Annotated in this window: 17 protein-coding genes; 9 read left to right on the top strand and 8 right to left on the bottom strand. The window is 45.0% G+C overall.

Annotated elements, in window-relative coordinates; all coding sequences use genetic code 11:
- Positions 1-24: 24 nt before the first annotated feature.
- Both AOB49_RS03805 and AOB49_RS03800 read right to left on the bottom strand, forming a co-directional pair.
- Positions 25-2,241 (bottom strand): xanthine dehydrogenase family protein molybdopterin-binding subunit, encoded by a 2,217-nt coding sequence (locus tag AOB49_RS03805; RefSeq protein WP_062308195.1) that lies wholly within the window; start codon positions 2,239-2,241, stop codon positions 25-27.
- A 9-nt stretch (positions 2,242-2,250) separates the two neighbouring features.
- Positions 2,251-2,700, bottom strand: a complete 450-nt coding sequence (locus AOB49_RS03800; RefSeq protein WP_062308191.1) for a (2Fe-2S)-binding protein — start codon at positions 2,698-2,700, stop codon at positions 2,251-2,253.
- A 133-nt stretch (positions 2,701-2,833) separates the two neighbouring features.
- Here AOB49_RS03800 and AOB49_RS03795 point away from each other — a divergent pair, with 133 nt between their 5' ends.
- The 4 genes from AOB49_RS03795 to AOB49_RS03780 are packed head-to-tail and all read left to right on the top strand — an operon-like array spanning position 2,834 to position 6,557.
- The gene (locus AOB49_RS03795; RefSeq protein ID WP_062308189.1) at positions 2,834-3,190 is read left to right on the top strand and encodes a CidA/LrgA family protein; all 357 of its coding nucleotides are present in this window, start codon (positions 2,834-2,836) and stop codon (positions 3,188-3,190) included.
- The gene (locus AOB49_RS03790) at positions 3,183-3,908 is read left to right on the top strand and encodes an LrgB family protein (RefSeq protein WP_062308186.1); all 726 of its coding nucleotides are present in this window, start codon (positions 3,183-3,185) and stop codon (positions 3,906-3,908) included. Before AOB49_RS03795 ends, AOB49_RS03790 begins: the two co-directional genes overlap by 8 nt.
- Positions 3,908-4,909 carry a Bug family tripartite tricarboxylate transporter substrate binding protein gene (locus tag AOB49_RS03785; protein ID WP_062308184.1) on the top strand — a complete coding sequence of 334 codons (1,002 nt, stop codon included), beginning with the start codon at positions 3,908-3,910 and terminating at the stop codon, positions 4,907-4,909. Before AOB49_RS03790 ends, AOB49_RS03785 begins: the two co-directional genes overlap by 1 nt.
- A 58-nt stretch (positions 4,910-4,967) precedes the next feature.
- On the top strand, positions 4,968-6,557 hold the full coding sequence (locus AOB49_RS03780) for a gamma-glutamyltransferase family protein (protein ID WP_062308181.1): 1,590 nt from the start codon (positions 4,968-4,970) through the stop codon (positions 6,555-6,557).
- A gap of 5 nt (positions 6,558-6,562) precedes the next feature.
- Here AOB49_RS03780 and AOB49_RS03775 read toward each other — a convergent pair whose 3' ends face one another.
- Positions 6,563-6,754: a hypothetical protein gene (locus AOB49_RS03775; protein ID WP_156471328.1), complete on the bottom strand. Its 192-nt coding sequence runs from the start codon at positions 6,752-6,754 to the stop codon at positions 6,563-6,565.
- Positions 6,755-6,915: 161 nt separating this feature from the next.
- Between AOB49_RS03775 and AOB49_RS03770 the strand changes: the two genes are divergently transcribed.
- The gene (locus tag AOB49_RS03770; protein WP_062308176.1) at positions 6,916-7,209 is read left to right on the top strand and encodes a hypothetical protein; all 294 of its coding nucleotides are present in this window, start codon (positions 6,916-6,918) and stop codon (positions 7,207-7,209) included.
- 55 nt (positions 7,210-7,264) lie between these two features.
- Entirely contained in the window at positions 7,265-7,609 is a 345-nt protein-coding gene (locus AOB49_RS03765; protein WP_062308174.1) for a hypothetical protein, read from the top strand.
- Here AOB49_RS03765 and AOB49_RS12360 read toward each other — a convergent pair.
- The 3 genes from AOB49_RS12360 to AOB49_RS03750 all read right to left on the bottom strand — a co-directional run bounded on the left by AOB49_RS12360 (position 7,606) and on the right by AOB49_RS03750 (position 12,277).
- Positions 7,606-8,931 carry an ATP-dependent DNA helicase gene (locus AOB49_RS12360; protein WP_062308171.1) on the bottom strand — a complete coding sequence of 442 codons (1,326 nt, stop codon included), beginning with the start codon at positions 8,929-8,931 and terminating at the stop codon, positions 7,606-7,608. The genes AOB49_RS03765 and AOB49_RS12360 overlap by 4 nt on opposite strands.
- Before the next feature lie 19 nt (positions 8,932-8,950).
- A complete protein-coding gene (locus AOB49_RS03755; protein ID WP_062308169.1) occupies positions 8,951-9,721 on the bottom strand; it encodes a formylglycine-generating enzyme family protein in 771 nt (256 codons plus the stop codon).
- A 114-nt stretch (positions 9,722-9,835) separates the two neighbouring features.
- Positions 9,836-12,277 (bottom strand): diguanylate cyclase domain-containing protein, encoded by a 2,442-nt coding sequence (locus AOB49_RS03750; RefSeq protein WP_172793394.1) that lies wholly within the window; start codon positions 12,275-12,277, stop codon positions 9,836-9,838.
- Positions 12,278-12,825: 548 nt separating this feature from the next.
- Between AOB49_RS03750 and AOB49_RS03745 the strand changes: the two genes are divergently transcribed.
- Entirely contained in the window at positions 12,826-13,551 is a 726-nt protein-coding gene (locus tag AOB49_RS03745; RefSeq protein WP_062308164.1) for a response regulator transcription factor, read from the top strand.
- Between the two features lie 5 nt (positions 13,552-13,556).
- Here the strand turns inward: AOB49_RS03745 and AOB49_RS03740 are convergent, their stop codons facing one another.
- A complete protein-coding gene (locus AOB49_RS03740; RefSeq protein ID WP_062308162.1) occupies positions 13,557-14,480 on the bottom strand; it encodes a tetratricopeptide repeat protein in 924 nt (307 codons plus the stop codon).
- A gap of 123 nt (positions 14,481-14,603) precedes the next feature.
- Here AOB49_RS03740 and AOB49_RS03735 point away from each other — a divergent pair, with 123 nt between their 5' ends.
- Both AOB49_RS03735 and AOB49_RS03730 read left to right on the top strand, forming a co-directional pair.
- Positions 14,604-16,868: a CHASE2 domain-containing protein gene (locus AOB49_RS03735; RefSeq protein WP_062308160.1), complete on the top strand. Its 2,265-nt coding sequence runs from the start codon at positions 14,604-14,606 to the stop codon at positions 16,866-16,868.
- A 16-nt stretch (positions 16,869-16,884) separates the two neighbouring features.
- Positions 16,885-17,703 carry a 3',5'-cyclic-nucleotide phosphodiesterase gene (locus AOB49_RS03730; RefSeq protein ID WP_062308158.1) on the top strand — a complete coding sequence of 273 codons (819 nt, stop codon included), beginning with the start codon at positions 16,885-16,887 and terminating at the stop codon, positions 17,701-17,703.
- Between the two features lie 116 nt (positions 17,704-17,819).
- Here the strand turns inward: AOB49_RS03730 and AOB49_RS12145 are convergent.
- A partial coding sequence (locus AOB49_RS12145) for an Ig-like domain-containing protein (RefSeq protein WP_216634634.1) occupies positions 17,820-19,302 on the bottom strand: 1,483 nt, incomplete at its 5' end.

Genomic DNA, 19,302 nt, shown 5'->3' with positions numbered 1-19,302 from the left:
CTCACCCATTCCAATACATAACACTTATACCAACTTAATGCCGCTATTTTTTAATGGCACTTCACGCAAACGCTTACCAGTAGCACGATAGAACGCATTCAATACTGCAGGTGCTGCGACAGCGATCGTAGGCTCACCAACACCTCCCCATTCCTTTCCGCCTCCCTGAATGATGATGGTCTCCACCTTAGGCATTTGAGACAAGCGAATGGAGTTGAAGGTGTCAAAATTCTTCTGCACTACTGCACCCTTCTCGATCGTAATTTCCTCTTCAAACAAGGCGGATAAGCCATATACAAATGAACCAGAGACCTGGCGAACCACTTGTGCAGGATTAACGACATAGCCTGGATCAGTTGCCGCAACGATACGATGAATCTTCACCTCGTTGCCATTGCTTACCGACAGTTCGCAAGCAGCAGCGACATAACTTCCAAACGAACGCATCTGCGCAACCCCACGAAATACGCCCGGTTTAGCTGGCTTGCCCCAACCGATACCATCCGCAACCGCATTGAGTACAGCTACAGCACGAGGATATTGCTCCATATGCTTACGACGGAACTCAACAGCGTCCATTCCTACCGCCTCAGCCATTTCATCCATGAAGGTTTCAAGAAAGATAGCATTTTGATTCACATTCACACCGCGCCAGAAACCAGGAGGCACATGCGTATTGCGCATCGCATGATCCACCATCAAGTTTGGAAAGCTATAGGTAATGCCATGCTCACCGGTAGGATCAAGACCTTGAAATACCGCTGGATCTTTACCTTTATTGGCCGCAACTACGGCAGGACGCACTGAGGACAAAATCGACTGCCCTGATAAACGCATATTTAAACCAGTAATATTTTTCTTATCATCTATCGCTGCAGTCATTTTGCACATCATGACTGGGTGATAGCGACCCTGAGTCATATCTTCTTCGCGAGTCCAGATTAATTTAATTGGTGTACCTGGCATTTGCTTTGCGATATTGACGGCTTGAGTTGTGTAATCCTGGAACGCACCACGACGACCAAAACCACCACCCAAATTCACTTTATAGACATTGCACTTTTCAGCAGGTAATCCCGAGGCTGCAATCACCGCAGCCAAAGAAGCCTCTCCATCTTGAGTAGGCACCCAAGCCTCACAAGAATCTGGAGTCCACTTAGCAGCAGCTGTTTGAGGCTCAAGAGTGGCATGATTCAAGAATGGGTAGAAATAAGTTGCTTCAATCGTTTTAGATGCCTTAGCAATCGCCTCTTTAGTATCGCCATTGGAGTTGCCAACGAAGGTATCGCTGGCCGTCAAACCTCCTTCAAGCATCTTTTTAATCGATGCACTAGAAACATCTCCATTGCTACCGTTATCCCAAACAATGTTGACTGCATCTAATCCTGTCTTGGCCTGCCAAAAAGTATCGGCCACTACCGCCACCGCGGAATCACCAACTTGGACAACCTTTTTCACCCCCTTCATTCCAGAGGCCTTGGAGGCATCAAAACTTTTCAGCTTGCCACCAAATACAGGAGATTCTTTAATGGTCGCAACCAACATACCAGGCAATTTCAAATCAATAGCGTAAATTTGCTTTCCGGTCACCTTATCAGCAGTACCGTCGATACGATTTACTGGCTTACCAATTAAAGTCCACTCCTTTGGATCCTTCAAAGGAATTTCTTTTGGCACTTCCAGCTGGGAAGCCGCTACTGAAACCTTACCAAAAGTCGTTTTACGTCCAGATGCAGTATGGGTAATAACACTATCCTTAGCAACGCATTCAGATACAGGAACGCTCCACTGATTAGCGGCAGCTTGAATCAACATCATTCTCGCTGCTGCACCACCCTTACGCACATACTGCTCTGAGGTGCGAATGCCACGACTACCACCCGTTGAATAGCTACCCCAAGCTTGTTTGCGCTTAAGGCTCTCTGCTGGAGATGGATATTCGTATGTCACCTTCTTCCAGTCGCACTGCAATTCTTCGGCAACCATCTGAGCCAAACCAGTAATAGTTCCCTGACCCATTTCCGAACGAACAATACGCACTACGATGTCATCATTTGGCTTCACAACAACCCATACACCAATTTCAGGCGTTGCCAACGGAGCCATGGATGTGGTGCCGGTTCCCATTGCCGCATTTGCCGCAGAGATAAAGGAAAGATCAAAACCAATTGCCAGGCCAGCACCAATAGTGCTAGCGCCTACTATGAAGTTACGACGAGATGAATTAATAATATTTGTCATGATCGCTCCTTATGCCTTGCTCACAGCATGAATCGCATCACGCACTTGTTGAAAGGTTCCGCAACGGCAGATATTGGTGACAGCAGCATCAATCTGCGCATCGGTTGGCTTTGGATTGTTGCGCAATAAGGCAGTGGTTGCCATCACCATGCCAGATTGGCAATAGCCGCACTGAGGCACCTGATTGTCTACCCAAGCTTTTTGCACTTTGGAGAGTTGACCGTTTTTTTCCAAACTCTCAATAGTTTCAATTTTTTTACCCTCAGCAGCACTCACCGGGATAGCGCAACTACGAATAGCCTGACCTTCAAATAGCACGGTACAAGCACCACACTGACCAACGCCGCATCCGTATTTAGTGCCAGTTAAACCGACATGATCGCGGATCACCCATAACAAAGGGGTATCTGGATCGACATCGACCTTATATTTTTTACCGTTGACGTTTAAGTCAGCCATGAATGCTCTCCTAAGTACTTTTTATATAAAGACCCTATCTATTGAATAGAGCCCCTGCTGTGGTTGTGATTATCTTAACGAAGAATTCATATATTGCTTTGCAACATATATTGCGGAGCAGTAAGATCATGTGATGATCTCCGGCCTCGTCCAAATCCTCCTGTTTCAAAGCTTGGGGGAGCTTATCTCCAAATTTTTCCTGCCTACCCTACCGGGCCCCGTCATTGGCCTTGTACTGCTAATTATCTGGCTGGTACTTCGCAAGGGGATTAACCGCGAGCTAGCGATGGTGGCAGATGGCTTTAGTCAATATCTTGGCCTCTTATTTGTTCCAGCAGCAGTTGGAGTGGTCCTCTTTTTGCCGCAACTCAAAGCCAACGCGCTGGCCATTATCAGCGCCTTGGTTGCTAGCGTCATCCTGACTATCGCCAGTAGTGCAATCGTGGTGCGCTTCTTAAGCCCCAAGCCAGGGGAGAGACTTGATGACTGAAAAGCACTCGATTGTGGAGATTTGGGTATATCTCTCAGGCAGTCCTTTATTTGCCCTCTTTATTACTCTTGCAGCTTATCAAATTGGGCTATCGATTTATAAAGCTAGCAAACAAAATCCCCTGGCCAATCCCGTAGCCATTGCCATTGTTTTGGTTGCTACGATCATCTCGCTTATCGAGATGCCCTACTCCACCTATTTCGAGGGTGCGCAGTTTATACACTTTCTACTAGGATCGGCCACGGTTTCCTTGGCCATTCCGATCTACCGAGGGTTAAATAGCCTCAAGGGTCGCTCTTTCCCCTTGCTCGCCTCCTTGTTGACTGGTGGATTAGTTTCCATTCTCAGCGCAGTCAATATCGCAAAATTATTTGGTGCAGACTCCAGTATTACTGGTGCAATGTATCCAAAATCGGTCACAGCACCGATTGCGATGGGTATTGCTGAGCGTATTAGCGTCTCGCCAACACTAACCGCAATATTTGCAGTGAGTACTGGGATACTTGGCGCCATCTTGGCCCCGTTTATCCTGAATGCTCTAGGCATGAAAGCCTGGTGGCAACGTGGATTTGCTATTGGTATAGGGGCGCATGGAATTGGTACTTCACGCGCATTTAGCATCCATCCCGAGGCTGGAACGTATGCCAGTCTAGCCATGGGTATGAATGGCGTCATCAGTGCAGTAGCCATTCCCATTTTGTATCACCTCTTTAATTAATGGCCTCACCACTCATCACTAGAAATATTTTGACCAGCATAGCCTGGAGTCTGATTTTCGTTGCTCATTCGATCACGGTGGTACTAGCAGCCCCAGACACAGAGTGGCCCAAAAAACCAATCGTTGCGATCCTGTCGTTTCCTGCTGGTGGCTCCACCGATGTATTTGCTCGAGCGATCGCCGCGCCTTTAGGTGAAGCCTTGGGACAAGGGGTTGTGATTGATAACAAGCCTGGTGCAGGCGGCATGATTGGACTTGGCGCGGCAGCTAAAGCCAATCCAGATGGATATACGATTCATATTAGCGCGATGACCAATCAAGCAATTTCACAAGCGCTCTTTAAAAACCCGCCTGCGGATTTGCGCAAAGACTTTGTACCAGTAGCGCTAATTGGAACGGTGCCGCATTTGATTGTGATTAATCCAAACGTGCCACCAAAAAACCTTCCCGATCTCATTACCTATATCAAATCCAAAAATGGTCAATTTAATTACGCCTCGCAAGGCAATGGCAGCCTATCCCACTTAGAGGCAACACTTTTCATGCAACGTATTGGCGCCTCTGGCACTCACATACCTTACAAGGGAAGCAGCTTTGCTTTGCCGGATTTAATTGCAGGCAATACCTCTATGATGTTTGATAGCGTGACCGCTTCACTACCCCACATTCAGAGCGGAAAATTAAGACCGATTGCTATCGCCGCAGCAGAGCGATCACCCTTAATGCCGAATGTGCCAACTTTAGGCCAGGATGGTATGAAACAATTTGACGTTGAAAATCTCTACGCAATCTATGCGCCTAAAGGCACATCACCCACAATCGTCGCCAGACTAGAGAAGGAGATTCGCAAGATTCTCACCAATCCAGACTTTAAAGTGCGTATGGCGAACCAAGGAATTCACCCACAATTTGCCAATGCCGAGAGTCTCATGCAAATGACCAATAGCGAACATGGCAAATGGGAGAAAGTAGTAAAGTCTGCCAATATTAAGATCGATTAATTTTGATCGGTATCATCATTTATTCTTTGTTAACCATTACTCAAAATCACTTAGACATATGTTGATCTCCCCTCCTTTTGGTGGCGGCCGTGCGCCAGTTCTCGCGAAAAATGCAGTTGCCAGCTCACAACCTTTGGCTACACAGGCCGGTATTGAAGTTTTGCAAAACGGTGGCAATGCAGTAGATGCTGCGCTGGCTACCGCAATCACTTTGACAGTTGTTGAACCTACTATGAATGGCTTAGGCGGTGATGGCTTTGCCCTCATCTGGGATGGAAAGAAGCTTCATGGAATGAATGCCTCCGGTCGCGCACCTGCCGCATGGACCCCAAAATACTTTGCCGGAAAATCCGCCATGGATTTAATTGGCTGGAATACCGTGACTGTGCCTGGCATGGTTTCAGGATGGATTGAACTGTCTCGCAAATTCGGTAAATTGCCTTTTGCACAACTCTTCAAGCGTGCTATTGATTATGCCGAGAATGGTTTTCCAGTTTCCCCAGTAATTGCGCGTCAATGGCGTGAAGCTATTCCTATTCTCAAAAATGAGCCTGGTTTTAGCGAATCCTTTTTGCTCGACGGCAAGGCGCCTGTAGCTGGTCAACTTTGGCGCTACCCGGCTCAAGCCAATACGCTTCGAGAGATTGCCAATACTGAAGGTGAGTCTTTTTATACAGGCCAATTAGCCCAGAGCATGGTAGATTTTGCGCAAAGTACAGGCGGTTGCTTCACCATGGCGGATTTTGCCGCAAACAAAACGGACTGGGTTGAACCTTTAGCGTTTGACTACGGCGACTACACTCTGCATGAAATTCCACCCAACGGATCAGGCATTGTTGCGCAAATGGCACTTGGCATATTGCAAGCGGCAAACGTAAAACAATATCCCGCCAACTCTGCACAACGAATCCACTTACAAATTGAAGCCATGCGCATTGCCTTTTCTGATGCCTATGCGCATGTATCAGACGCAAGCACTATGAAGGTGGCCACTAACGCATTATTAGATCGAGATTATTTAGCCAGTCGCGCTGCGCTCATCAACCATAGCCAAGCAGGAACTTATGGCGCAGGAGACCCACATGCTGGCGGCACTGTTTACCTATGCGCCGCAGATCAATCTGGCATGATGATTTCTTACATTCAGTCGAACTTCAAGGGCTTTGGCTCTGGAGTGGTTGCGCCAGGCGGGATCGCATTCCACAATCGTGGGATGAGCTTTAGTCTAGTCGATGGCCACCCCAATCAGGTTGCGCCAGGTAAGCGACCTTTCCATACCATCATTCCAGCATTTCTCACAAAAGGAAATCAACCAGTCATGGCATTTGGCGTGATGGGTGGCAATATGCAGCCTCAAGGGCATCTTCAGTTCGTCATGCGCTTTGTAGATGAATACCTTAATCCACAAGCATGCTCTGATGCGCCTCGCTGGAGAATTGATGATCTGGGCAAACTGACTGTTGAGGCCTCGATGCCTTCAGCAGTTGTGGAAGGTTTAAAAGCAATGGGGCATGAAGTCGCTGTCATGCCAGCTAACAGCCTGGACTTTGGAAGTGCTCAGGCTATCGCTTTGCTTGGTGAAGATACTAGCGCCGCCTATATTGCTGGTAGCGATCATCGACGCGATGGATTAGCAGCAGGCTTCTAAACCACTTACCAATCCAGATTTTCATCCTCTAGATTCGGAAATTCACCGAGAACCAAATAATCATCTCCATGCCTGGCGATGACTTTTGAGTTCTCACTCCAACTAGCACTAGACATTCTTTCTTTTCGCAGTATTGCATTCGAAATATTTTTCACCAAACCAATGCATTCATCATTTTTATTGGGGTCTTTTTTCATAGGGCCAACATTAGGTAACAGTAGGAAAAATTTTAATGGGGCACTACTGTTCAATGCCTAATAAATAAATCTCACTCTTTCAATCATGGGTTAATCAACCCAATCACTTTTGTATTTTATCCATCCGATAAAATCTGTATATACAATACAGGGAAAAGAGCATGAAAAATCTGGTCATTAGCCCAGCAATCGAGGGAAAGTTAAGCCTCAAACACCAGATTACTCGCCAAGATGTTGAGCAGTGTTTTGTTAATAGAACCCGCTCCTACTTAATAGATAACAGGCTTGATCACCAAACAGAGCCTCCAGCGGAGTGGTTCATCGCAGAAAATGATCGTGGCGTTTTGATAAAAGTGGTTTTTATCTTTGATGATGGTCTAATTTACTTAAAAAGCGCATTCCTACCAAATTCAATAGAGATTCGTATATACAATACAATATCAATACCCTACTAAAAGTGTCATTTCTATGAAAGTGGCGAAAAGTTAAATCTCAAAAGCGAGGAATGCGATGATCGCAAAAAGTAAGAAGATAAAAATAGAGAATTCTGCTGAGGCCTGGGAAAGTGGTGAGCTAGGTAGAGACCTCAAGCATGCAAGAGCCGTCGATAAAAAAATCGGCACTCAAATTGATGAGGCGCTAGGGCTGCAAATGATCTCCATCAGGCTGGAACAGGACCTAATTGAGTCCTATAAGCTCTTGGGCACCAAATACGATATGGGTTACCAACCTCTCATGCGGGAGGCCTTAAAACGATTCGTAGAGGGTGAATTTAAGCTGATTGCCAGTGAGGCACTGGAAAAGCAGCGGGTCGAGAAACAAAAGAATAACAAGAGAATGGCAAAAGTAGCTTAATCAGGCAAACAGTTGAGATAGAAACGCTTCACCTCTTGGTCACAGCTCACATCTTTGGGCTGTATAGGTCGCTCTAGGATGATGCCTTCCATTGAGGTGCAGCGACTCAAAGCGACATAGACCTGTCCCGAGGCAAACGCCCCTGATGAGAGATCTACTTTAATCTTGTCCAGAGTTTTACCCTGACTCTTGTGAATGGTGACGGCCCAGGCCAACATCAGTGGTATCTGCACAAAAGTGCCGATGATATTGGGCGAGATTTTTCCGGACATCATGTCATGGTCATACCGGTAAGATTCCCACTGATGACCCTTTACCTCTACCGTATTGGAATATGGACCATTTTGTACCATCACTTTAACGGTACTGGGAAGTAACTCGCGAACTACGCCGATAGTCCCATTGACCCAGCGTTTTGGAAAATTGCTATCCGTGGCGGTAAACATCACCTTCGCACCAACCTTTAAAGTCAACTGGTTTGGCGATGGCAGATTCCGATCATCCACATTGAATTTCCCAGTTGTGCTGCCTGTATAAACCTTAGCCTCTGTCGTCAGCGCACGCAGGCCTGCATTGTTAATTTGATCGGCACGTGCATTAGTCGTAGTTAAAGTGATGGTTTGATCATCAGCCTCTTTTTTGGCTTCATAACAAACCGCATTTAAGGTATCTAGCGCTTCATCAATATTTTGATTAATGCGAATCTGATTAAGTAGACCAGCAAAATGTGCATCTTTTTGGCGGAAGATTTTGGAAAGCTCGACCATGGTGACATCTTTGCGATGCAAAACCATCGCACAGAAGAAATAAGGCCCTTCATAGCCACGCTCTGCAAGAACTTGCATATCCGCTTGAGATACCACTGGAGGCAATTGAAACAGGTCGCCCACAAACATTACCTGGATACCACCAAATGGTTGATTCTTATGAGGGCCATTAGCGCGAAGAAAGAGATCCATCGCATCAACCACATCAGCTCGCACCATTGAGATTTCATCGATGATGAGCAGACGGATATCTTTGTAGAGACGCTTATCCTTCAGGGGCTTGATATCCTCCTCGGGAAATATCAAGCGCGGTGGCAAGCGAAAGAAAGAGTGAATGGTGACACCCTTCACTTGGAGGGCAGCAACACCCGTTGGCGCAACCACAACAATATTGCCGGGAATATGTTCACGCAAATAACCGATTAAGGTGGTTTTGCCCGTACCCGCCTTACCACTTACAAAGATATAAGGATCATGACGCTCAATTGCATCGATCACCTCCTGATATTCCGGGGTGATTTCTATCGCATTAGCGTCGGGGATTGCTGTTGTCATCCCCTATTGTTTCATGGGTTCAGCTAACGCAACGAAAGCCTATGTAAACCACACCAATATCAGCCGCTTTAGACTCCACATCAGACTCTTTTTGACGCTCCGGACCATACCACCATGATGCGCCCCGAGTAATAAAGCCTCCACTGCGCTCTGTAGCAGTCCACTCCCAGACGTTACCGCCCATATCCAGCAAGCCATTAACGCCCGGCTTTGTAGTACCTGTTAAAACATGGCCAGTGCCACGATTTAGAGCGCCTGCTGGAGCAATGCCTTTGTAATCGCCACAACCACTTAGGCAGTGAGAGACGGAGGGATTATTACCACCAGGAAAAGGGTAATGCTGTCCTTTGACATATCCAGCCGGAGGATTTTCTCTTTGCTCCAAAAATGCTGCGCTAGTCCACTCAGCATCGGTCGGCAAACGCTTGCCATAAAAGCGGCACACCGACTGCGCTTCTGATTGGTTAAGGTGGACAGCTGGCTCGCTATCTTTTGCAGGAACCCCATAAGGAGTCTTCCAGGTCCAGCCTGGTTTCTTCACAAAGCCTGCCTCATAGGAAAGGCCGCCGCCATTTTTCTCAGCTTGACTAATAAATCCAGTGGCAACTGCAAACGTCTTTACATCAGCAATTGTCATCTCAGTTTGATCCCAAGCAAGATTACCAATCTTAATCACAGGAATGGTAGATACAGGGGCGCTAGTTGCAGTGGATGGCCGTAACATGAAGTACAGCGCAATAATGGACAGCAAAACCCCAAACAGAATTGGCAGAATATCGAATTTTTTCATAGCAGAAAATCTCAATCTAAAAGCAGATTATGCCAAAGCAATAAAAAGGATGGAGTACGGTTTAGTGGGGAGGGATTTTAAATAGTCAGCCAACTCACACCGCAAAACTGCCCATTAGAAAAGTAAATCAATCCGATTACCGCCCAGTTTTTTTGCGCGGTACATCGACATATCTGCCAACTTAAGAACATGCTCAGGAGTATCGGACTCGTCTAAGAATATTTGACAACCGATGCTAGCGCTAGAGCGATAATGAATATCTTTTCCATCAGCATTCAGGTGATATGGCTCTACAAGAGCCGACAGTATTTTCTTTGAAATGATCTTCACTTGCTCCATGGCTGCATCCATATCAATACTGATCTCGGAGAGAATGATCACAAATTCATCCCCACCAAAACGCGCCACTGTATCACTCTCACGAATACAGGATTGCAAACGCTTAGCCGCCTCGGTCAGCAAAACATCACCCATATGATGCCCATACTCATCGTTGAGCTCCTTGAGCTTATCTAGATCTATGAATAAGATGGCGCCATACCGCTTACTCCGCTTACTAACGGACATGGCCAATTTAATGCGATCCATTAATAGATAGCGATTTGGCAAACCAGTGAGATAGTCATAAAGAGCTAACTTTTGAACCTGGTTCTCAAGAATTTTTCGCTCTAGAACAATACTCACGAGATTTGCAGCAGCCTCAATTTCTGCCACCTCTTCTGCCGAAGGCGCATGCACTTCTTTTCGATAGGTCGCAAAGGTTCCTAATATCTCGCCCTTTGATGAGTGGACGGGATGAGACCAGCAAGATTTAAATCCAGTTTGCTCCACTAAAGACTTGGCTGGAGCCCAATTAGGATGGGTCTCCAGATTTTCTGCAATAGATTTTTGACCAGTAGCAACCGCATCGCCACAACACCCAACTCCTGGACCAACACGTAATGATTCCACGGCCTCATTAAAGAAACGAGGTATTCGTGGAGCGGCACCTACTGTAAAACTTTGTTTATCATCATTAAGCAACAGAATGCTACAAAATGTGTTGGGATAACTTCTCTCTACATCTGAAACGATTTGAAATAACGCAATCTCTGCAGGGCTATTTTTAGCCAATAATTCTAAAACGGCGTTTCGTGCCGCTTCTCGCTTAACAATCTTTTGCTTGATCGTAATATCTTCAATGATTCCCCAAACCATTTTTCGACCATCAACATCATTCAGAGCAAAGCCTCTTAATAAAATCGGAAAGCGTGAGCCATCCTTTCGAATATATTCTTTTTGGTTGGGGCCAAAGAAACCTTTTTGATTAAGCTGCTCTATCTGAGAGCGTTCTTGTTCTGCATATTCAGGCGGGGTAATATCCCAAAATGACAGTTTTAGAAACTCATCCTTGGTATAACCCGTATAACTTAATAGAGCTTGATTAGCTTCTAAGAATTCTCCAGTGGCATGATCAACCAATGCCATACCAATCGGGGAATGCTCAAAAAGAATCTGGAATTTTTCCTCAGAACGACGCAGCTTATGATCACTGGATTGACTAACCTCAGAAAATATCTTGAATTCAGACTGATCATCTTTGTATTTTTGAGCGATCGCTTGAAATGCCTCCTTTTCGGCGATAAATGCATCAACAACTAAGGGGTCAAAGTGTGACCCCTTCTTTTTTAATATTTCTTGAACAGCATCTTGATGCCGCCACTCCGGTTTATAGACGCGCTCACTAACTAATGCGTCATACATATCCGCTAAAGCCATGATCCGAGCTGATAAAGGTATTTCATGCGCCGCTAGCCCTTTTGGATAGCCCTCTCCGTCCCAGCGCTCGTGGTGTGAACTGGCGATATCAATTGCGGTATTAATAACGTCCTCTTCTTCCACCTCTTCATCAAGCTGTGCTCTGGCGGATGAAAGAACATACTCACCAATCGTGGTGTGGGTTTTCATAATGCCCCACTCATCCCTGTTTAGTGGTCCATCTTTATACAGAATATTATCCGGGATTCCCACCTTACCAATATCATGTAAAGGCGCCGCTTTATAGAGGTATTCAATCTTCTTATCCGTCAATAAATCCAAATAATGGCCATTTTTACGGAGACGCTCTGCTATCAGCTTTACATAGGACTGAGTGCGAATAATATGACTACCAGTTTCATTATCACGGGCTAGAGCCAATGCATTCAAGCTTGATAACATCTTGAGTTCAGCGTTTGAGGATTTCTTTTCCTCTCTTTTCCAGAGGCGCTCGAGTAAGATATTTCCAATGGCAATGTACACCAGCAAATTAGATGCCAACCCGATAGCTCGGAGCATTGCAGGGAGATCTTTCTCCTCATAAATATTGGTGGCTAAGGAGTGTGTTTGCCCTGAGACATAAATACGCACAAACATCATGCTGATTTGGAAAATAAAAGCTAGAGCCAGAACATAATAGTGACGACTGCCACTTTTGCTTGATTGCTTGAATATTTCAAAAAGACCCCATGCATTCAAACTCGAAATAATACTTACCATCACAAGTACGCGCACATCAAATGAGCTGTTGCGTAACATGTATTCATAAACTGCCCAAAAGATCAAAAATCCAAGCCAAAAAATTTGAATGGGAAAAAGCACCTCTTGCTTCCGCCAGGAACGAATAAGGAGAATGGTCGCCAACCCTGAAAATACGAGTGAAGTGTTGGCCAGAGATAGAAAATACTGTGGACTGAATCCCGCAGCAAAAAAACAAAAACTAGCCACCACCATTAAAATTAGTGTGGTCGGCCAATATAAATAGAATCCAAAAATACCTTTTGAGCTATTACCGGAGAATGAACCTAAGCAGATAATTAGGACAATTACCCCGTACGATAGATAGAAGAGTTGATTAAAGAGCCCCATGAGGTTTTGAGTGTCTATCTATGTTGATTGAAGAATTCTGTACCGACAAGCCTTGCATGTCCACGCAATGAAAAATCCAAGTTAAGTAGGAAATTCATTCTAATGGGCAAATTGCATATAGGGCCATTTTGCACCTCTAATAGCGTATTCATAGTACTTATATACTATATTTGGAACATATCTTGAACTCGTTAGTATTGACGTACTAGAATGGTTTCATGACTCCATCCCGCTCTGCCGTCGCTAAAAGTATTCGCGTACATGTCATTGAGCCTCAGCAAATTCTCTTGTGGGGTATTCAACATCTCATCAATGGCGATACGCGTTTCAATGTCTGTGCATCTTCCACTAACGGAGTGGACGCCCTTAGAGATGCGGAACATGAAAAACCTCATGTTATTTTGATTGAACCGGAACTCGATGGCGAAGATGCTATCGCGTTAATAGATGCTTTGATTCAGAAGACTTCGGCAAAGGTAGTACTACTCACCTCTAATCGCGACCCTTCACTACAAGATCGTGCAATTCTGAAAGGTGCTAAGGGAGTCATTCTCAAAACTGAATCACCTGAAACACTACTCAAGGCTTTGGAAAAAATCTCCGAGGGGGAGCTGTGGTTAAATCGAAATGCTACTTCGCGAATCTTAAAAAGAGTGACCGAACCAAATGCGAATAAGGATCTCACTACCGAACAGTTAAAACTGAATCAGTTAACCCCAAAAGAAGTATTGGTTACTAAAGCTATTCAGCTCTATCCCAAAAAGACGCTCAAGCAGGTGGCTGAGTCCCTTCACATTAGTGAGCACACCCTACGCAATCACCTGGCCTCAATTTATGACAAATTGGAAGTCAGAAACCGTTTAGAGCTATTTGTTTTTTGCGGTAAATACCAAAAAACCGATGATCCCAACAATCATCCAAAACGACGTGCTACAGACCAATAGGACTTCTATTTTAAAAATCTACGCGCACGCGCAAGACCTTGCAAAGCGTCGGCATATGCTGGGCTCAGGGCAATTGCTTTTTCATAGTCTGCCATCGCTTTTGCATACTCATTCAGGTTCATAAGGGCTACAGCTCGATTATTTAAGGCTTCAGCGTATTCTTGATTGATTTGAGTCGCTTTTGTAAAGTATTCAAGCGCCTCTTTAAAGCGCTTGACGGAACATAAAACTACCCCAATATTGTTCATCAGGACCGCGCTCTTAGGAGCAATCTTCAGCGCTTTCTCATACTCTTGTAGAGCATCCTCATAACGCGCTTCTGTGATATAGACATTGGCGATACTTGAATGTAATTCGATATTGCCAGGATTGAGCTTGAGTGCCTGCTGAAAATCTGCCAATGCCTTCTGAGGTTGATGGGTTCCCGCATACAAGATGCCACGGTTTTTTAAGGCGTCGATATAACCATTCTCTAGCCGAAGAGCTAAGTCATAGTTCTTGAGTGCCAAATCATTCTTACCAAGACTGAGATAGGCATTTGCTAGATTATTGAACGCTTTGGCATTACCAGGCTCAAACTCGCAGGCCATCTTAAAAAGATCTTCCGCCATTTGGTAATTCTTCATTTGCACCGCTATTAAACCCATGCTGTGCACTGCAAGAAAATGTCGAGGGTCAACCTTGAGCACCGATTGATAAGAGGTCCATGCCTCCTTTAACCTGCCTTCATGGTGAAGTTGGATTGCTTGCTCGAGCGCCGTCAATGACTTGGATTCTTTGTGAACTACTTTTTTAGCACTTTTCTTCATAGAATTTTTTTTAGAGATCGCCTGGTTTGCAGACGCTTTTTTCTGAGGAGTTTTTTTGATGGCAACAGACTTGACTTGGGTCTTGGCTACTACACGTTTTTTGGATGAATTTTGCGCCATTTAAACTGACCAATCTAATATTGAAGAGAGTTGAATGAATGCTAAATAGACAGTCTCAATATATCACCAAACTTCTATCGCTTAGATACCAATTCCGCTCAATAATCGGTTAAATTGTTAACTATGAAATTGCGCTTATTACCTTCTTTTGATGCATTTAAAAAACGACTTCCTAGAATTTTTCTAGGCCTTGCGCTAACTATCATTTTTTGCCTACAAGCAGGATCTTTTCTTTCGATTTCCTTCTTAGATCGCCTCGATGGCATCGTATATGACACGAAAGTTCGACTTAATGCGATACCAAGCGTAGACCCACGTATAGTCATTGTTGACATTGATGAAAAGAGCTTGCAAGAGCGAGAAAAGGGCGGAGAAGGCCGTTGGCCATGGCCTAGAGACCGATTGGCTTTATTAGTAAATCGCCTTTTTGGAGACTATGAAGTCTCCTTAGCTGGATTTGATGTCATTTTTTCAGAACGCGATGAGTCCTCTGGCATTCGCACAATTGATGAATTAGCTCAGAAGCAGCTTAAAGACAATGCTAACTTTCAATCACAATATGCCAGCATTAAGTCAGCACTCAATTACGATGCAAAATTTGCCGAGTCTTTCAAAGATCGCTCGATCATTCTCGGTCTAAGTTTCTTATCGCCTGGCGATAACGCAAAAAAAGGCGCCCTACCCCAATCGGAATTAACGACTCAAGAAATTCCTATAACTTTAGTTAGCGCTTTAAAGCGAGATGGCTTTACTGCCAATCTTGAATTGCTTCAAGCAAGCGCTGCAGACGGAGGTCACGTTAATCCCACTGTCGATGCTGACGGCATTATTCGCAAAATCCCCATGCTCATCCAACACGGGGATCGTTACTACGAATCCCTTGGTCTTGCTGCCGCACGGAACCTATTAGGTGGCCTTCCAATTAAACCAGTGTTGGCTCCTGGAGCCACTGCCAATACGCTTGGCGGTTTAGAATTTTTAGATGTTGGTGGCGCGATGCTGCCGGTTGATCAAGAACTCACAAGCTATATCCCCTATCGCGGACCCTACAAGAGTTTTGAATATATTTCCGCCTCAGATGTATTAGGAAAAACGGTTCCAAAGGAAAAGCTAGAGGGGAAAATTATTCTGATTGGCACGACCGCTCCCGGCCTCCTGGACTTGAGAGCAACACCTGTTGGCAATGCCTATCCCGGTGTTGAAATTCATGCCAATCTAATTGCCGGAATTCTTGATGGCACAATTAAGCAAGCGCCCCTCTGGACTCAAGCGGCGAACTTACTGCTCATCCTGGTGTTAGGTGTAGCACTTTCTCTGCTATTGCCTTTCATGAGTCCTTTATGGGGAAGTATTGTGGCAGTGATGACCTTAGGGGGTGTTGGTCTACTTAACTGGTATAGCTATCAAAGCAGCTATGTATTGCCAGCTGCGGCGCTGCTGGGCTCCCTACTATTGATCTACTTAATGAACATTGCTTATGGTTTCTTTGTGGAGTCTCGCGGTAAACGCTTAATCACCGGGCTATTTGGTCAGTACGTCCCACCTGAGTTAGTGGACGAAATGGCTCAAGATCCATCAAGCTTTAGCATGGAAGGTGAAAGTCGTGAGCTCACGATTCTTTTCAGCGATGTGCGTGGCTTTACAACGATTTCTGAGAGTCTAGACGCTAAGACCTTATCAGAATTTATCAACGCCTTCCTCACACCATTTACTAAAGTTATCTATAAAAATCGTGGCACGATTGATAAATACATGGGTGATTGCATCATGGCTTTTTGGGGTGCCCCGATTAAGGATGAAGATCATGCTCGTCATGGCCTCATCTCCGCCTTTGAAATGCTCAAAGCCATGGAATTACTCAATGCAGAATTTATCAACAAAGGCTGGCCGCCAATTAAAGTTGGTATTGGCTTAAATTCTGGTCGAGTCAGCGTTGGTAATATGGGATCAGAAATCCGTCTCGCCTATACCGTTATGGGTGATGCTGTGAACCTAGCCTCCCGCCTCGAGGGTATTACCAAGGAATATGGTGCAGCCATCATCATTGGTGAAGAAACCCGCAAGCAGTTGCCAGATCTGATTGCAAGAGAGGTAGATAAAGTGAGGGTTAAGGGCAAAGATATTGCCGTGACAATCTTCGAGCCTTTAGGTTTTGAGGGTCAAGTTGGTGAACGTCAATTAACCGCCCTTCCCTTATTTGAGAGCGCTTTAAAAGCCTATCGCGAACAACGCTGGGATGATGCGCAGCATCAGTTTGAGAACCTACTGCAAAATCACAAAGATACTGGTGAGGTCCTCTATGAGCTCTACTTAGAGCGTATCGCCCTCTTGCGCGATAATCCTCCTGGTGATCAGTGGGATGGCGCCTTTACCTTTACTAAGAAGTAGAAAGAATCAGCAATAGATGACTTGCACTTTTCGTGTTCTGGGATGTAGTGGCGGTATTAGCCAAGATCTCAGGACCACCTCTTTCCTAATTAACGACAATATCCTCATTGATGCAGGCACTGGAGTTGGAGATCTCACTTTAGATGAATTAAGAAAGATTGATTACCTCTTTCTGACGCATAGTCATTTAGATCATATTTGCAGTCTGCCATTGATGCTAGATGCTGTAGGAGTTAATCGGCCAAAGCCACTAATTGTCTATGGAATTGCTCACACTATTCAAGCCCTTCGATCTCATATATTTAATGATGTTATCTGGCCTGATTTCACAAAGATTCCAAGTCTTGAGAAGCCCTGCGTTGCATTTGAAACCATCAAAATTGGGCAAACGGTTAGCGTAGACCACGTCCAAATTACCGCCCTTCCCGTCAATCACAGCATTCCTGCAAATGGCTACTGGATTGATTCTGGTGAAGGTGCATTAGTCTTTAGCGGGGATACTGGTCCATCAAAAGAATTTTGGGAGGCCATTAATAGCAACATCAACAGCAAAAAGATAAAAAATGATAGGACCCAAGACTACCTTCAGCATTTGATTATTGAGACTTCCTTTACTAATACCGAACAAGAGTTAGCCAAGCTCTCTGGCCACTACCACCCGGAGTCACTGGTGATGAATGTGCAAAAACTCAATAGCCTCTGCAGTATCTGGATTACCCATCTCAAGCCTGATGAGGCTCCCAAAATCATGCAAGAAATCACCTCTTGCCTCGAACAAAGCCAAGCAGAATTCCAAGTCCAATCTATAAAGAGTGGGCAAGTTCTGAAGTTTTAATTTAGGCTGTCAATTAAATTAAGATTGATAAGGTTTGGTTAAGTAAAGTAATAAAAAAGGCGCACTGCCCGAAGGAAAGTGCGCCAAATTGACATCAATACTGTCACTTCATTTAATTAACCATGCCACTGTATCTTATCGACGTTGTTAATGTCGTGTGATGCACCATCAGCCGTAATAATCGTCACTGAATTATCTGCACTTTCAGAAGCAAAGGTAATTTGATTATTACTTGCATCGACCTTAGCATCGCCAGAGTTGATGATGACAGTCCAATCACCCTCGCCATTAGCGTAGTTACCTTCATTCAAGGTACCGCCAGCAGCAATAATAGATCCTGGGCCGCCATGTTCACTAGAGATATCAATCACATCGGTCCAGCTCTTATTGGTGAGCAAGTTTGCACTGGTATCGCTACCTACGAACTGAGACAAGATATCTTCTGTACCAGCCTCATGTCCAGCTAAGGTGGCGATCTCATAAGTCTGACCACCCAATTCCACCATCAATGATGAGCTTGAAGCAGTGTCAACCAATTGATCAATATGAGTAATTGACTCAATTGCATCAGCATTAGCAATGATTGTTGCGATATCTAAAGGTTCGTAGACATCACTCACGGCAAAGCCTACGTCTTCTGCGATATGCAATTGACCATCGCTTGTGGTGTAAGTCGTTTGACCATAGACGATCACATCGCCATTAGCCTCGAAATGCACTTGGCCATCTGAAGTTAATGACAAGCTAGTAATACCGCGGTCAGCCAGAGATAAGAACTCACCGTTATCGACAATACCGTCGCTGTCAGCATCTTGCCAGGCACCAAATTTCGCAAAGTCAGCATCTGACTTGTCAAGCACACCGTCTTTATTGGAGTCATAGACTTTAGACAAACCTTGGAGGTCAGTCTCGCCAGCTTGAGTTGAGAACACGATGTTATGTGTGCCATCATCTTTCTGCACAGCTAGCAAGCCATCCTCTGGAGCAACCCAGGCGGTGGATTCGGCTATGCCGTCGTGGTTATAGTCGTAAGTAACTCCAGAATCCACTGAAATATACTGTATTCCATTGTCATTAAGATCAAGGGTTATTGGATTTGCATTGGATGTTAGAGATACACTTGCATTTGATCCGCTATTTGTATTTATAGAAAAAGTACTAGATGTAAACACTGTTACATTTTTTGCACTGGAGTTATCGGTTACCTCAATCGCTACGTTGTAGCTAATAGGAGTTCCGCCGGAGGCTTTGTCTGAAGCAGCAGATAGGGTCAATGATATATTTCCAAAATTCGTGGTTTGAACTGCCCCATACTGAACCCCTGCCTTGTACCAAGTCACTTTAGTTATAGAAAAACCGTCTAGATCAGAAAAGTTCAGGGCGCCTACCGTTGCCGTTGGCGTATTTGAGCTACCGCTATAGGTAATTGTTATTAAACCATCAGCCTCAGTGGTGGCCCTACTAGGCTGAATCACCAGCTCACCTGTTGAGACATCACTCACAGAGTTGCCAGCCCGATCCGTTACCGTAGCAGTAACATTGTAGCTACCCTCAGCCAGGACTGTTGGCGAAACACTCCAACTACCACCGCTAACTGCC

Origin of the sequence: Polynucleobacter sinensis, from assembly GCF_001595985.1 — a bacterium.
Taxonomy (GTDB): domain Bacteria; phylum Pseudomonadota; class Gammaproteobacteria; order Burkholderiales; family Burkholderiaceae; genus Polynucleobacter; species Polynucleobacter sinensis.
Note: the sequence above shows the minus strand (reverse complement) of the source record. Positions and strands in the feature narration are given on the sequence as shown.